The 15281-nt window shown below is 55.4% G+C and carries 11 protein-coding genes; 7 read left to right on the plus strand and 4 right to left on the minus strand.

Annotated features, from left to right (window positions below):
* Positions 1–76: 76 nt before the first annotated feature.
* Positions 77–1930 carry an ABCB family ABC transporter ATP-binding protein/permease gene (locus ACOSDR_RS13760; protein WP_420731622.1) on the minus strand — a complete coding sequence of 618 codons (1854 nt, stop codon included), beginning with the start codon at positions 1928–1930 and terminating at the stop codon, positions 77–79.
* Between the two features lie 138 nt (positions 1931–2068).
* Here ACOSDR_RS13760 and ACOSDR_RS13765 point away from each other — a divergent pair, with 138 nt between their 5' ends.
* Complete coding sequence (locus ACOSDR_RS13765; protein WP_420724073.1) at positions 2069–2902, plus strand: universal stress protein; 834 nt, start codon at positions 2069–2071, stop codon at positions 2900–2902.
* Between the two features lie 46 nt (positions 2903–2948).
* Here ACOSDR_RS13765 and ACOSDR_RS13770 read toward each other — a convergent pair whose 3' ends face one another.
* Genes ACOSDR_RS13770 through ACOSDR_RS13780 form a run of 3 tightly spaced genes read right to left on the minus strand, consistent with a single transcriptional unit; the run spans position 2949 to position 6394 of the window.
* Positions 2949–4439, minus strand: a complete 1491-nt coding sequence (locus ACOSDR_RS13770) for a sodium:proton antiporter (RefSeq protein ID WP_420724074.1) — start codon at positions 4437–4439, stop codon at positions 2949–2951.
* Between the two features lie 59 nt (positions 4440–4498).
* Entirely contained in the window at positions 4499–5827 is a 1329-nt protein-coding gene (locus ACOSDR_RS13775) for an MFS transporter (RefSeq protein WP_420724075.1), read from the minus strand.
* 51 nt (positions 5828–5878) lie between these two features.
* Positions 5879–6394 (minus strand): Panacea domain-containing protein, encoded by a 516-nt coding sequence (locus tag ACOSDR_RS13780; protein WP_420724076.1) that lies wholly within the window; start codon positions 6392–6394, stop codon positions 5879–5881.
* Positions 6395–6511: 117 nt separating this feature from the next.
* Here ACOSDR_RS13780 and ACOSDR_RS13785 point away from each other — a divergent pair, with 117 nt between their 5' ends.
* The 6 genes from ACOSDR_RS13785 to ACOSDR_RS13810 all read left to right on the plus strand — a co-directional run bounded on the left by ACOSDR_RS13785 (position 6512) and on the right by ACOSDR_RS13810 (position 15230).
* Entirely contained in the window at positions 6512–7303 is a 792-nt protein-coding gene (locus ACOSDR_RS13785) for an SRPBCC domain-containing protein (protein ID WP_420724077.1), read from the plus strand.
* Positions 7304–7466: 163 nt separating this feature from the next.
* The gene (locus ACOSDR_RS13790; RefSeq protein ID WP_420731623.1) at positions 7467–7955 is read left to right on the plus strand and encodes a (2Fe-2S)-binding protein; all 489 of its coding nucleotides are present in this window, start codon (positions 7467–7469) and stop codon (positions 7953–7955) included.
* Positions 7956–8069: 114 nt separating this feature from the next.
* Positions 8070–10445, plus strand: a complete 2376-nt coding sequence (locus tag ACOSDR_RS13795) for a xanthine dehydrogenase family protein molybdopterin-binding subunit (protein ID WP_420724079.1) — start codon at positions 8070–8072, stop codon at positions 10443–10445.
* 30 nt (positions 10446–10475) lie between these two features.
* Positions 10476–11264 (plus strand): FAD binding domain-containing protein, encoded by a 789-nt coding sequence (locus ACOSDR_RS13800; RefSeq protein WP_420731624.1) that lies wholly within the window; start codon positions 10476–10478, stop codon positions 11262–11264.
* A gap of 133 nt (positions 11265–11397) precedes the next feature.
* A complete protein-coding gene (locus ACOSDR_RS13805) occupies positions 11398–12252 on the plus strand; it encodes a tetratricopeptide repeat protein (RefSeq protein ID WP_420731625.1) in 855 nt (284 codons plus the stop codon).
* On the plus strand, positions 12249–15230 hold the full coding sequence (locus tag ACOSDR_RS13810; RefSeq protein ID WP_420731626.1) for an intermembrane phospholipid transport protein YdbH family protein: 2982 nt from the start codon (positions 12249–12251) through the stop codon (positions 15228–15230). Before ACOSDR_RS13805 ends, ACOSDR_RS13810 begins: the two co-directional genes overlap by 4 nt.
* The last annotated feature ends 51 nt before the right edge of the window (positions 15231–15281 follow it).

Here is a 15281-nt window from a genome sequence, read left to right on the forward strand (position 1 = left end):
ATCCCGGAAGCTCCGTGTGTGTGTTGAGCGCGGCTATAAACCGCCACCCCTTAGAATGCAAGCAAACTTGTGACGATTATGCTCCGTCCGTGCTTTCCTGTTGGCGGCGCCACATCGCGGCATAGACACCATCGGATGTCACAAGATCCGCATGCGTGCCACGCTCCACCACCCGGCCCGCATCCATCACCAGGATTTCATCGGCATCAACGACGGTCGACAGACGGTGTGCGATGACCAGCGTTGTGCGGCCCTGACTGACCTCCCGCAGGGATTTCTGGATTTCCCGCTCGGTTGCGGTGTCCAGGGCGGATGTTGCCTCATCAAACAACAGGATGCGCGGCCCTTTCAGGATTGCCCGCGCGATTGCGACGCGCTGCTTTTCGCCGCCGGATAACTTCAGACCGCGTTCACCAACCATGCTGTGATAGCCATCCGGCAGGCTTTCAATAAATTCATGAATACGTGCCAGCTTGGCCGCCGCCTGAACCTCTTCGCGGCTGGCGGTTGGGCGACCATAGGCAATGTTGTATTCAATGGTATCGTTGAACAGGACAGTATCTTGGGGGACAATTCCAATAGCGGCACGCACGCTGTGCTGCGTTGCGTCGCGCAAATCGACACCATCCAGCGTCACAGAGCCGGCGCTGGGATCATAGAACCGGAATAACAATCGGCTGATCGTCGATTTCCCGGCCCCGGATGGTCCGACAATCGCCAGGGTTTTGCCCGGCGTGACTGTGAAATCCACCCCTTTCAGAATCGGGCGACGGGGATCATAGCCGAAATCCACCGATTGAAACCGCAACACCCCTTCTGGATTTTCAAGCGTAACCGCGGCCGGCTTGTCCAGAACCTCGAAAGGAACGCCCATCAGTTGGAACATATCTTCCATATCCGTCAGACTCTGGCGGATCTGACGATAAACGAACCCCAGGAAGTTAAGCGGCAGATAAAGCTGAATCAGATAGGTATTCACCAGAACAAAATCACCCAATGTCAGCTCGCTCGCAGCAACCCCATTGGCAGCCATCAACATCAGGGCAACCAGTCCCACGGCAATGATGGCCCCCTGCCCGACATTTACCACTGACAAGCTGGTAATTGAGCGTACCGCCGCATTCTCATAGCGCTGCAGGGCATGGTCATAGCGCCGGGCCTCGTGCCCCTCATTGCCAAAATATTTGACGGTTTCATAATTCAGCAGGCTATCGATGGCCTTGGTATTGGCGACGGTATCGCTTTCATTCATCTGGCGCCGATATTTCAACCGCCATTCCGTCACCAACAGCGTGTAAGCGATATAGCCAACGATCGTCACAAAGGTGACAAGCGCATAGCTGATATCAAAAAGGCCCCACAGAATGCCACAGACCATGCCAATTTCCAGCAAGGTCGGAATGATATTAAACAGCATGAAGGACAGGACGAATTCGATGCCCTTGGTCCCCCGCTCTATCACTCGCGACAGACCGCCGGTCTGACGTTCCAAATGAAAACGCAGACTCAGGCCGTGCAGATGTTCGAATGTCTTCAGGGCGACCGTGCGGATGGCATTCTGGGCGACACGGGAAAACAACGCTTCCCGCAATTCCTGAAACAGCACCGCCATCAGGCGCATCAATCCATAACCCAACAGTAAGGCAACCGGAATGGCCGCAATGCCAGCGCCCGTCGCGACCGCCGCTGTGGTTGATGTACTTGTATCCATAGTTTTGGAGAGCTTATCGAGCGCATCCACCGCATCGCGGTAGAACAGGGGCACCCAGACATTGGCGACCTTTGCCAAAGCCAGCGCACCCATGGCCGCAATCACGCGCAGCTTTATCCCGGTGCGATTCTTTGGCCATAAATAAGGAACGACCGACAACAGTGTCTTGAAGTGAACACGGCGTTTCGCATTCTTGGGCTTGCTGTCGGATTGCATCATATTCTTTCGATAAGGTGGCGTGGTCGGTATAGCAAGTGGCATCGACGTGCTTGAAAGGCAATTGCCTGCATTGCAATGATACAAGCCGGGCGGTAGTTTTACGTCAGAAAACGCAAAAGCCGCAAAGGGATGTTATTTATGTCGATCAAGACACTGCTGGTTCACCTTGCACCCGACCCTGATCGAGAAACACGATTAAAGGCGGCGGTTGGTATCGCCAAACAGTTGGATGCCCATTTAATTGCCCTGTATGTGGCGATGCCTGTCCATATGCCAGCCGGTGCCGAAGGACGTGGCGCCTCCTCGCTTTATCTGCACGAGGCGCGGTCTGCGGCTAAGGAAAAGGCCGGTGCGATTGAAGCGCAGGTCCGGGAATTTTGTGACTCGGCTGGGATCTCTTGGGAATGGGCCTATGGCGAGGAAGATCATTTAGAACACTTGCTGGAAGAAGTGTATCACGTTGATCTGACGATCCTGAACCAGGTCAGTTTTGATAATTTTGAAGACCGTCTGATTTATCAGTTACCGGAAAAACTGGTGATGGGCGCCGGTGGCCCCGTTCTGGTCTTGCCAAAGGGGGTGGATCAGGTGGATCTGAAATCCTTCGATTCGGTTCTGATCGCCTGGACTTATTCAAAGGAAGCCATTCGGGCGTTGCGTGACTCCCTGCCGATGATTGAAAAGGCGAAGCATGTGAAACTGTTCACCTGTGGCAAAGCGCCGAAAGTTGGCGAAGATCTGGCAAAGCCAGTCCTGGAATATCTGGCGCGCCGGGGGATCAAAGCGGACCATATCAATCACTCCCGCTCCGGCCATGCTGGTGAGGAGATTCTGGATCTGGCCGATGAGGTAAAGGCCGATCTGATTGTGATGGGGGCCTATGGTCACAGTTCCATGCTGGACAAGCTGTTCGGCTCCGCCAGTCGCTATGTGATAGGGCATTCAAAGGTGCCCCTGTTGATGTCGCATTGATTCCGCGATTAACCGTACTGCTGTCGCACCGCCAGTCTGGTCTTATTTAGACAAAGAACAGAATGGTGATCAGCCCGAATATCGGCAGCAGGATCAGGCCCGACCACAGCATATACCCAAAGAAACTGGGCATTGGAATCCCGCGCTCTTCTGCAATAGACCGGACCATGAAGTTCGGGGCATTCCCGATATAGGTATTGGCCCCCATGAAGACCGCCCCGGCGGAAATTGCCAGCAACGTATTCGCCATCGGTCCCATCAGGGCCTCCGGGTCGCCACCTGCGGTATTGAAGAATACAAGATAGGTCGGCGCATTATCCAGGAAGCTGGACAGGACTCCCGTAGCCCAGAAATACATCGTATTCACAGGTTCCCCGTTATGGGTGACCAGCGATACGACCGGTTCCAATGCGCCCGCAGTCCCTGCCTTCAGAATAGCAATTGCGGGGATGATTGTGATGAATATTCCTGCGAACAGCTTTGCGACTTCCAGAATGGGAAACCAGCTAAAGCCATTGGCTTCGCGGCTTTGCCGGGATGTCAGAATCCAGGACAAAACAGCCAGGCCCAGCAGGGCGACGTCCCGAACGAGGCTCTGCAAATCAATGGTCACATGATAAATTTCGAAATCAATGCCCGGCTTCCAAATTCCGGAAATCAGCACAGAGGCGACAACACCGGCCAATAGCAGGATATTGATCCCCCCTTCCAACCGGATCGGATGGCGATCTTCCTCAGCCGGGGTTTCCACATGCAACCCTTCCTTCTGTTCCTTGCGATACAGATAGCTATCAACAAAGAAATAACCAACCAACAGAATGCTGGCCGCTACGACCATGGGCAGGAACATATGGACAGTCGGCCAGAAGAAAGAGACCCCCTTCAGAAAACCCAAAAACAGGGGTGGGTCCCCTAAAGGCGTTAAGGACCCGCCGATATTGGCAACCAGAAAGATAAAGAAAACAACAGTATGGACCTGATGTTTGCGGGTTTCATTTGCCCGGATCAAGGGCCGGATCAGCAGCATCGCCGCCCCGGTTGTCCCCATGATGCTGGCGATGAATGTGCCAATCAACAAGATCCCCACATTCACAATTGGCGCCCCTTGCAGATACCCTTTCACCCGCACGCCGCCCGCAACCGTGAACAAGGATAACAGCAGGATGATAAAGGGGATGTATTCCAGGGACATGACATGGACCAGCTCAAACAAGGCCAATTCAAAGCCATAGAAGATCGTAAATGGAATCAGGAACAACAGCGCCCAGAAGGCGGAAATCTTGCCAAAATTATGATGCCAGATATTCGGCGCAACCAATGGGAATAGTGCGATTGACAACAGAATCCCAACAAAGGGAACAATCCAAAGAAGCTGTAAATCCGCACCGTTCAAATGCGGTACCCCTTCACCCGCCGCAAAGGCCGGCCCGATAAACGCCGTCAGAAGATAAACGGCAGCGCCGCCAATCGTTGATAGACCAATCCTGTTTGAAATCAGCACCGCATTCATACCCTCTGGACCGTTGTTTCTGGTCACGCCCCCCTGTCAGGCGCTTATGTGATGGTCTTTGTGTCTAATACCCTTGTTCCAATAGATCAAGTCGACCGGGATGCCGCTTCCCGCTCTGCATCTTCCTCTTCAAGGCTGGGTGAAGAATCGGCGCGGGGATCCAATTCAACGGCCGCGGGGGTAGATTTTGGCACCGGCTGAAAGCCTTCGCCGGATGGTTCGATCCGCCCCGGGCGTTGACGCATCCGAAACAGGATGTAACAGCCCATGCCGCCATGCACCGCTGCTGTCCACCAGAACAGGGAGTGATAATCAAACAAATCCATCAGGGTTGCCGCAGGCAGGGCCCCGATCAAGGCACCAACCCCATACAGCAACAGCAAGCCACCACTGGTGGACACAAAATCTTCTGGTTCCGCTCGATCCCCGGCATGGGCGACAAGAATGGCATAAATTGACTGTGCGAATGCGCCATAGACAGCCGCCACGGCCAGGGTCAGAACGACACCATTGATAAAGGACAGCGCAAGTCCCAACGTCGCCGCGCCGAAGAAACAAATCAGGACGGGTATACGGCGATCCAGCTTATCCGACAGCCAACCGATCGGCCATTGCAGGACCGCATTGCCCAGAATTACAGCGGTGATGAACATCCCGACCGTCTGGGTCGATAATCCGATCCCCTGAGCATAAAGGGGTGACAGGCTCCAAAAAGCACCATTGGCAAGCCCAACCCCCAAACACCCTAATGTCGCAACAGGGGACGTTCTATATAAAGGTCCCATTTTTAGTTTAGCGGTCCGCAGGGGGGCTGGTGTCTGTGAAGTGGTCAGCGCGATGGGGACCAATGACAGGCACACCACAATCGATGCGACCATAAACAGCGTGGAATCTTTCGCGGGAATAAAAATAAAGAGCTGCTGACTGGCAATTTGGGCGCCGATATAGCACAGGGTGTATAGTGCCAGCACCCGACCGCGATTGCTGGCCCCTGCCCGTTCATTCAGCCAGCTTTCCACGACCATGATCAGGCCGGCACCAACAACACCATAGATGAACCTGAAACCGATCCAGGCGACGGGGTTCAGAAACAGGATGAAACACAGGCTGCTGCTGGCAGCGATGGCGGCCATCGCCCCGAAGGCCCGGATATGCCCGACCCGGCGCACCAGCCAGGGCGTCAACTGGCACCCCAGAATAAACCCGATGAAATAGCCAGTCCCCATGCCCCCGACGAATATTGCGCTAAAGCCTTCCTGTCCTGCCCGCACCGGCAGCAATGTCCCCATCAGGGTGTTGCCACCGTACAAAAGCGCAATGCTTGCCAACAGTGCAAAGAAAGACCCGAAGACTCCGGGCATACGAAACTCCTCAATAGCAGGGCAGACTCCAGAATGGTGCGCCCATGCCCGCACTGTAAACAATCAAATCATGTCTGGGAAAGTCTTAGCTGGCTCCCTGCGACATTATCCCTGTCGCAGAACGGGCTTTGCAGAGGGCATCCATTTTCGCAGGATCCGCCCGTCGGAGGTTTTGACCTGAGCTTTGGGCTCCGGCTTTTGTGTAAAGTGCTGGGCGATCTGTTCAAATGGTATGACGGTTCCCGCTTCCTTGCGATAGGCACGGCGATAAACATCGTTATGGGTCATCATACGATTCAGATAGTCGGCGGAATGGTGGCCATATTTCCGCCAGATGCGATTTAGGAAATTATCCGCGACAGGCACCAGCTTGCGCATCATAATGGGCGGGCGGCTGTCTTCGAAGGCATGAAAGACTGTTGGTTCCGTCGGGCCGGTTTCTTCCGCAACAAAGGTGGCAGGCATGAACATCCGTCCATGGTTTTCCGCCGCATACAGGGCCTGAGTGATCCACAACAGACGTTGCAGCTTTTGCGCCGGCAAATGCAGATCATCGCGGCGCGATTGGTCAAAGAACCATAACGCCACGTCCAGCGCGGACGAAACAATCGGTACAGTCATGCCTATTTCGTCTCCCGATTTTCAAATCTGTTCTGAATTGGTATAGCAAATCGAGTGCCAAGTGGCGATATTGATACCTGAATCGAATGAACGCGACGAAATGAAAGGGATTATCTAATGGAAATGACTGGCGAGTATCGCATTCCAGCGGCGCGTGAAACCGTTTGGGAAGCGCTGAACGATCCGGAAGTCCTGAAAGCCTGTATCGCGGGCTGCCAATCCCTGGACCGCACCGAAGAAGGCGGCTTTGAAGCCACCGTCAAAGCAAAAGTCGGCCCGGTCAGCGCAACCTTCAAAGGGGCCGTTCGCCTGGAGAATGTGAATGCGCCGGAAAGCTACACCATCGTTGGGGAAGGCAAAGGCGGCGCAGCGGGCTTTGCGAAAGGGGGCGCCGATGTAAACCTGGTTGAAGAGGGCAGCGATACAATCCTGACCTATAAAGTGAATGCCCAGGTTGGTGGAAAACTGGCACAGATCGGCGCGCGCCTGGTTGATTCAACAGCCAAGAAATATGCGACAGATTTCTTCGATAAATTTGTCGTCATTGCGCAGGAACGCGATTCAGGGGCGGCTTCTGCGGCACCGGCAGCCCCTGCTGCTTCGGACACACCTGCAGACACCACACCGGAAGCCCCCGCAGAACCGGCAGAATCTGCCCCATCGCCTGAACCCGAAACGCATCAATCGGAAGCGGAACAGCCCCCCCGCCCTGCGCCAAAGGAAACGCCTGTTGATCGGGATGCGATCAAGGCAGAGGCGAAACGCGCAGCCGTCGACGCGGTGCATAAACAAACCGCCAAGCGCTGGGGGCTGACGCCAATGCAATGGATCATGATCCTGGTTCTGGTCATGTTGGGCCTGTCCCTGGTTTTTGGTGGCGAAGCCCCGATGCCTGGCGCGGGGAATTAGGGGTTCATCGATAACATTTCCCCAGGGGGCAGCCTGTCATCATGAATTCACAGGATTGTGGGTGCAACCGGACTTGACCGCACGCGCTGTCAGTTCCACACTCATTGGTAAGAACATGGCTCTTTATCGCCATGCATATCACGTCATAAGGGAGGACTAATCTATGCCATCCGTTTCAATGACGGTGAACGGAAAGCAGGTTTCTGGCACTGTTGAGCCCCGGACTCTGCTTGTCCAATTCATCCGTGAGAATCTTCATCTGACGGGAACGCATGTTGGCTGTGACACCAGCCAATGCGGGGCCTGTGTTGTTCATGTCGATGGGGCTTCGGTTAAATCCTGCGCCATGCTGGCCGTAGAAGCCGATGGATCAACTGTCATGACCATTGAAGGTCTGGCTGGAAATGAAGATGTGCTGCACCCGATGCAGGAAGCCTTCCGGGACAATCACGGTCTGCAATGCGGTTTCTGTACGCCAGGGATGGTGATGAGCGCGATTGACCTTGTGAACAACAACCCGTCCCCATCCGAACATGAAATCCGCGACTGGCTGGAAGGCAATATCTGCCGCTGTACCGGCTATCATAACATCGTGAAATCCATTGCCGCCGGCGCGGCCGCGATGAAAGGTCAAAAGGCTGCCGCAGAGTAGCCGCAGAAAGAGGAGCGTTAGGACTATTCGCGCGCCAAAAGAGAACGGCATAAATGTTCCGGCGCAGCAAACAGGCAGTCCCGTATCGTCGGGATCACCCAAGGGAGAAACGTCATGAGTGCTACTGGGATCGGCGCCTCTGTGAAGCGCAAAGAGGATTTCCGCTTTTTAACCGGACGCGGCAATTATACGGACGACATCAATCAACCCAATCAAACCTACGCGTACATCCTGCGCAGCCCGCATGCCCATGCCAAGATCAAGGGCATTGATACCGCAGCGGCAAAAACTGCCCCGGGCGTTGTCGCGGTCTTCACGGGCGAGGATATGCAGGTTGGGTCCATCCCGTGCGGCTGGGGCGTGAACAATAAAGACGGCAGCCCAATGAACGAGCCGTTCCACCCTGCCCTGGCTCAGGGCAAGGTCCGCCATGTCGGCGATCAGGTCGCTGTTATTATCGCTGAGACCTATTCCCAGGCAAAAGATGCGGCAGAACTGATCGAAGTCGATTATGAGGAGTTGCCTGCCGTCACCAATACCGAAAAAGCCATCGCCCCCGGCGCGCCACTGGTTCATGACGACGCTGCGCCCAACAATATGTGCTATGACTGGGAATTGGGCGACGAAGCCGAAGTGGATGCGGAATTTAAGAATGCCGCCCATGTTGTCTCTATTGATCTAACCAACAACCGCCTTGTTCCAAATGCGATGGAACCCCGTGCAGCCGTTGGGGATTATAACAAAGGCACCGGCGAATATACCCTGTACACCACCAGCCAGAATCCACATGTGATCCGGCTGTTGATGGGCGCATTCGTGCTGCAATTGCCAGAACATAAATTGCGCGTTGTCGCCCCGGATGTCGGTGGCGGCTTCGGATCGAAGATTTATCATTATGCCGAAGAAGCGATTGTCACCTGGGCTGCTGGAAAAGTCCGTCGCCCGATCAAATGGACGGCGGAACGGTCAGAAAGCTTCCTGTCGGATGCGCATGGTCGCGACCATATCTCTCATGCCGACCTGGCGCTGGATGCGGACGGTAAATTCCTGGGGTTGAAGGTTTATACAAAGGCGAATATGGGGGCCTATCTTTCCACTTTCGCAACCTGTGTGCCGACATATCTGTATGCCACATTGTTGGCGGGCGTCTATACAACGCCCAAGATCTACGTCAATGTGAAGGCGATCTTCACCAACACCGTGCCCGTCGATGCCTATCGCGGTGCCGGTCGCCCCGAAGCAACCTATCTGCTGGAGCGTTTGGTGACCAAGGCTGCCAAGCAACTGGGCATGGATCAGGTTGCCATTCGGCAGAAGAACTTCATCCCCGCCGATGCCTTCCCCTATCAGACACCAGTTGCCCTGCAATATGACAGCGGCGATTACGAGGCGACCCTGAAAAAGGCGATGGAACTGTCGAAATGGAATGACTTCCCCCAACGCAAGGCAGAGGCCGCCAAACGCGGTAAACTGCGTGGCATAGGAATCTCCACCTATCTGGAAGCCTGTGGTATCGCCCCTTCGGCGGTGGTTGGATCACTCGGAGCCCGCGCTGGACTTTTCGAATCGGCCAATGTCCGCGTGCACCCGACGGGATCGGTTTCGATCTATACCGGGTCCCACAGCCATGGTCAGGGACACGAAACAACCTTTGCACAACTGGTTTCGGAAACCCTTGGTATCCCCTTAGAAAATATCAATATTGAACACGGGGATACGAACCGTATCGCATTTGGGATGGGAACATACGGCTCCCGCTCTCTCGCGGTCGGCGGCGAGGCCATCATGAAGGCTTTGGGCAAGGTCGTGGATAAGGCCAGCAAAATCGCCGCTCATCTGATGGAAGCCTCCCCCGAGGATGTTGAATTCAAGGATGGCAAATTCACGGTTGCGGGCACGGATAAGGAAGTTGATTTCGGGACGGTCGCATTGACCGCCTATGTGCCCCACAACTATCCCCATGAAACGCTGGAGCCGGGTCTGGAAGAAAATGCCTTCTATGACCCGATGAACTTCACCTATCCAGGTGGATGCCATATCTGCGAAGTGGAAATCGATCCGGATACCGGCACGATTGAGGTGATTAACATGACCGCTGTTGATGATGTCGGACGGGTCATCAATCCAATGATCGTCGAAGGACAGATCCATGGCGGTTTGGCCCAGGGTATCGGCCAGGCCCTGCTGGAAGCCTGTGAATATGATGACAATGGACAGCTCACATCGGGCTCCTACATGGATTACTGCATGCCTCGCGCGGATAATCTGCCGAATTTTGTGGCTACGACCGAATCCACACTATGCGCCCATAACTCATTGGGCGTTAAAGGGTGCGGGGAAGTTGGTGCCATCGGGTCCCCGCCAGCGGTTATCAACGCTGTTCTGGACGCCCTGCATGAGCTTGGGGTAGAGGATATCTCCATGCCCGCAACACCGCAGAAAATCTGGCAGGCAATTCAGGCCGCCTCCATGCCTGCCGCGGCCGAATAAGCCCGGCGCGGATAAGAAAGGAAGACAATCATGTACGAATTTTCCTATCACAAGCCCAGTTCTGTTGCGGATGCAGCACAGGCAATGGGCTCGGCGGATGATCCAAAGATCCTGGCGGGGGGCCAAACCCTGCTGCCGACAATGAAGCAACGGCTTGCCTCCCCCACGGATGTCATCTCCTTACGGGGATGTCGGGATCTGGTTGGAATATCCTCTGACGGGTCAACGGTTACCATCGGGGCGATGACGACCCATGCCGCCGTTGCAAATTCTGCGGATGTCCAAAAGGCAATCCCAGCCCTAGCCGCGTTGGCTGGTAATATCGGTGATGCCCAGGTGCGCAATCGCGGCACGATTGGGGGCTCACTGGCCAATAATGATCCGGCAGCGGATTATCCTGCCGCTGCTCTGGCGCTTGGGGCGACGATTGTCACCACCAAGCGGGAATTGTCAGCGGACAGTTTTTTCACCGGCATGTTTGAAACCGCGCTTGAAGAGGATGAGATCATCACTTCTATCCGCTTCCCGGTTCCGCAGGCGGCTGCCTATGCCAAATTCGACAACCCGGCCTCTCGCTATGCCCTGGTAGGCGTTTTTTATGCCAAGACATCCGATGGGCCCCGGGTTGCAATCACCGGCGCTGGGCAGGGTGGTGTTTTCCGGTCGACAGAGATCGAAGACCAGATTGCCGCTGGCAAAACCCCTGACAGCAGTAGCATTAATGAAGGCGATCTGAATGCCGACATTCACGCATCCGCAGCCTATCGCAAGCATTTGATTGGGGTTATGGCCAAACGCGCTGTTGCGGCGGCGGGTTAATCCAATCGACAAACTTGATGTAAAGCGGCCCTGCTTCGGTGATACGCGGCGGGGCCGTTCCTTTTCCAGCCCTTTCTTTTTTCAGCATAGGTCGGCAAAGTACCTGGATGGACATATCCACTGGATCCTTACCATGCAGCCTTACCGGTTTTTCCTTCTCTTCCTGACTGTGTGGGTGATTGCCAGCACACATGCGACCGCCCAAAGCGTTGCGCAGACAGTTGCCCAGCGGGAAGTTCTTTGTCGGGCGGCGGACACGGCGGCAGAAGTGCGCCTCAGCGCCTGTGGCAGCCTGATTGAAGGGGCTGTCTATACCAACCTGTCGGATTACGCCGTGACGCATTTCAATCGGGGAATGGCCCTGGCGCAAACTGGCGCCTTGGAGGCCGCAATGACAGATCTGGACACGGCGCTGGATTACGATCCCTATTTTTATCAGGCCTATATTCAGCGCGGCACGGTGCTTTTATCCAGGGACGAGCCCTATCGCGCCATTCTGGATTTCAGCGTGGCGGCAGGATTAGACCCCTTAATCGCAGAACCTTATGCCAATCGCGCCCTGGCCTTGTTTGCCAACAAGGAATATGCAGCCGCCCTGAAGGACCTGGAGACCGCCCTGAAGTTCGATCCGACCAACACAGCGGCGCGACGCTCCCTGGCTTGGATGCTGTCGGTTGTACCGGATAAAACGCTGCGGGATGGACCCCGTGCCATCAGCTTGATCGATGGTGGTCAACAGGCACAGACCGATCAGGTCGTCTTTGCTGCTGCGCAGGCAGAATCCGGTGATATCGATGGCGCCCTGCAAACCTATCAGGTGCTGGCAGGGCAAGATCCCCGTGCCGCGCAACGGTTTCAAACGTATCTTATGGCCGCTGGATATTATCAGGGACCGATTGACGGGAAATTCTCCCCCGAACTGGAAGCCGCGCTGAAACAATGCCTGCAGGCGGGCTGCCGCATCGGTGGACCGATGGCTCGTCCATGACCCCGACCCCCGAAACTGAATTGAAAGTTGGCGAACGGCTGGTAGAGGAGGAACCGCCACCGGGTCCCGGCCTGTTGCATTGGTTCGGGCGGGGATTAAGGACGGCCCTGATCGTGCTTGTCGTCCTGTGTCTATTAATAGGATTGGGCTGGCTGTTTCGGTTGCCCATCGCGAATGCGATCCTGCCAAAGGTCCTGGAATCTTATTTAGGTCAACCCGTTACACTGAACATCACACAAATAGAATTATCAGACGTAACGATTGAAAATATTGCTGTTTTGAATGGCCCCAGCATTGCGACCCTGCAATTGACCCCCAATTTATCCCTTACCGACGGGGTCTATCTGAATTCCATATCCTTGGCGGATCTGCGCGCCGATATTCATGTGACCGATACGGGCGGCACAGAAATACAGGGACTGGAAGCGCTATTCACCCCCCAGTCAACCACGCAGTCGGATAGCACCCTGCCGCAGATACCCATTCGGCGCATTGATGTTTCTGGCATACAAATTCAGGCAACGACCCCGATTGGCCCGCAACTGTTAAGCGGCAGTCTGGCGATGGTGCTTGAGAATGCGCCTTCCCTGATGCCAATGACCCTGGACGCCCGCCTGAATGCGCCAGACAGCCAAAGCGCGCTTCTGGCGACGGTTACAGCCGGTCCCCGTGGATTGGTCGCCGATGCGACATTGGATCTGTCACTGGGCCATTGGCTGCCCTTCCTGCCTGCCATTCAGACCGCAACGGGTCGAACAACTGCCAGTCTGGCCCTGTCCAGTGGCCCCCTGAATATGGCCCAGATTGAAGAAATGGGCCTGCCCGGTCTGATGGCGGCATTGACAGGATCTGCAGAGATTGCCTGGTCCGGCGCAACAATCAAACCCGATGATTGGTCCCTTCTTACTCTTGAAGACGGCCTTGCACGGTTAATGATTGAAGGTGGGCGTGCCCAGGTCCGCCTACCCACCCCGATTGAAATTGACAGCGGGCCAATTCCTGGCCCTCTGCGTCAATTGCTGCCCGACAGCTTGAAGACTTATGGGGATGGCAATCCACAAATTACTGTCACCCAGAAAGAGGAAACGCCTGCCCTGGTCCTCAGACCCGATCCGGGCGGCGGCTGGGCCACGGACTTTGCTCTGGATGCCAGTTTCGCCCTGGGGCCGTTTTCAGCCCAGATTACACCGGAAAGCCTGAGCTTAAACGACAGTTTCACGCCCGATACACTGTCCATCACAACCGCCAGCATCGATATGGTGCGGGGCCTTGATCTGCCGCGTCAGATTACCGGCCATCTTGAAACCGGCCACCTGGATATCATCCTGCCGCTGCTGCTGTCTGATCCATTAACGCATCCCGCTTTTGATATCCCCTATCAGGCGGATGTGACGGTTTATGGGGATATCCTGCCACCGATATGGGCCAGATCTGCTGCCCTGAAATCCACCGGCACGGCCCGATTGCGCCAAGGTTTAACAGGGTTGGACATGACCATTGATCGGGGCAGTCAATTGAAACTGGACGGATTGACCGGAACGGGGGATGTGCGCCTGTCACCGCAATTGCGCCTGGATGTCGCGGGGCGCGATCCAATGTCGGCAGGGATGGATTTTACAGACCCACTCAACAGCCTGACGGTTCAGGGGGCGTTCCGACTTGGCGCGCTCAGCCTCGCCATTCCCGGTGCCGATCCGCCGCTTTCCCTGAACTTGGATCGGCAACTGGTCTCCCTGCGCTATCAGAAAGGCGCGGCAACCCTGGCCCTGGGTCCGGTGGATGTCACAATCCCGGAACGAAATGCCGGGCTCAGCCGTGCTGTTCTGCACCTGGATATCGGCGGACGATCAGATGGCACCCAATCCGGAACCGCCACGCTGTCGGCGGAGGGTATTTTATTTGCCGGAAAACCGATCCTGCCAGGGCGCATGACCGCCAGCATGGCAATTAGCCAGGCCATGAATGGCACCATATCCATCGATGGCCCGATCTCTCTGGCCGAAGGGCGCGTGACCACCAGCTTATCTGCGAAACATACGCGCGATGGCAATAGTCATATTTCCCTGGAAACGGCCCCGATACAGTTTGGCGCGAAAAACCTGACGCTTGGGGACATCCTGCCACCATCCTTGTTGGGTGCGGATCAAGCGATGCCCAATGTAACCGGGCAAATTGATGCGGCGCTGGATTTAAAATACTCCCCCGCCGGACAATCCGGAACAATGACGGTCAATTTGGCTGACATCGGTGTCATGGATGCAGAAATGGGGGCAAAGGCCATCAATGGCACGCTGCGGTTCGACATGGCCCATCCCGGCGCGACGCAGGGCCAGCAAGTTCTGACCGGCACTGCTATAGCGCCTGGACTGCCGGAAATGCCCAGCACAATTGCCTTTTCCGTGGATGATGCGCGCCTTGTTCATATCAAAGAAGCCACCTTGGATCTTTTCGGGGGGCAGTTCGCACTGATCGACACGCAACTGGATCCTGCCCAGGTCAGCTTGAACGGCACTCTGCGCCTGCGCCGTGTTAACCTGTCCACCGCCCTGAAGCACTTGGAAATAGAGGGTGTTGAAGGAACGGGGACAATTTCCGGTCTGATACCGGTGCGTGTCACAGGTGGAGATGTCATCCTGAAAGACGGCAGTCTTGCAGCGGAAGGCGGCGGCGTTTTGAAAATCGACAATGAAACCGTCAATCAAGCGCTGGCGAGTGATCAAGAGCAGGTTCAACTGCTGACACAGACCCTGAAGGACTTCCATTACGATGGGTTGACGGCGACAGTTGTGCTGCCCGCCGGACAGAATGGAACGATTGGCTTATCGCTGAGCGGTCGTAACCCGGAAGTGATGGACGGGCACCCATTCGTCATTAATGTCAATTTAGAAAGTGATTTCAGGAACTTATTTCGTATTCTTCTGGCATTCATGGATGCGTATGGCTCCGTGCTTGACAAAGCAAAGCTCCCATCGCCCTGATCTTGCCCTTTTCTAAAGTTATAAATCAGTTGTAGAGTCCCTTTACAGATT

The sequence above is a fragment of the Hwanghaeella sp. 1Z406 genome (genome assembly GCF_048892425.1).
Taxonomy (GTDB): domain Bacteria; phylum Pseudomonadota; class Alphaproteobacteria; order UBA8366; family Aestuariispiraceae; genus Pacificispira.

Excerpts from the sequence above, each read along its gene's own strand:
- ACOSDR_RS13790 (WP_420731623.1), top strand. The coding sequence starts at position 7,467 with ATGCCATCCGTTTCAATGACGGTGAACGGAAAGCAGGTTTCTGGCACT.
- ACOSDR_RS13780 (WP_420724076.1), bottom strand. The coding sequence starts at position 6,394 with ATGACTGTACCGATTGTTTCGTCCGCGCTGGACGTGGCGTTATGGTTC.
- ACOSDR_RS13795 (WP_420724079.1), top strand. The coding sequence starts at position 8,070 with ATGAGTGCTACTGGGATCGGCGCCTCTGTGAAGCGCAAAGAGGATTTC.
- ACOSDR_RS13765 (WP_420724073.1), top strand. The coding sequence starts at position 2,069 with ATGTCGATCAAGACACTGCTGGTTCACCTTGCACCCGACCCTGATCGA.
- ACOSDR_RS13800 (WP_420731624.1), top strand. The coding sequence starts at position 10,476 with ATGTACGAATTTTCCTATCACAAGCCCAGTTCTGTTGCGGATGCAGCA.
- ACOSDR_RS13805 (WP_420731625.1), top strand. The coding sequence starts at position 11,398 with ATGCAGCCTTACCGGTTTTTCCTTCTCTTCCTGACTGTGTGGGTGATT.
- ACOSDR_RS13810 (WP_420731626.1), top strand. The coding sequence starts at position 12,249 with ATGACCCCGACCCCCGAAACTGAATTGAAAGTTGGCGAACGGCTGGTA.
- ACOSDR_RS13760 (WP_420731622.1), bottom strand. The coding sequence starts at position 1,930 with ATGATGCAATCCGACAGCAAGCCCAAGAATGCGAAACGCCGTGTTCAC.
- ACOSDR_RS13785 (WP_420724077.1), top strand. The coding sequence starts at position 6,512 with ATGGAAATGACTGGCGAGTATCGCATTCCAGCGGCGCGTGAAACCGTT.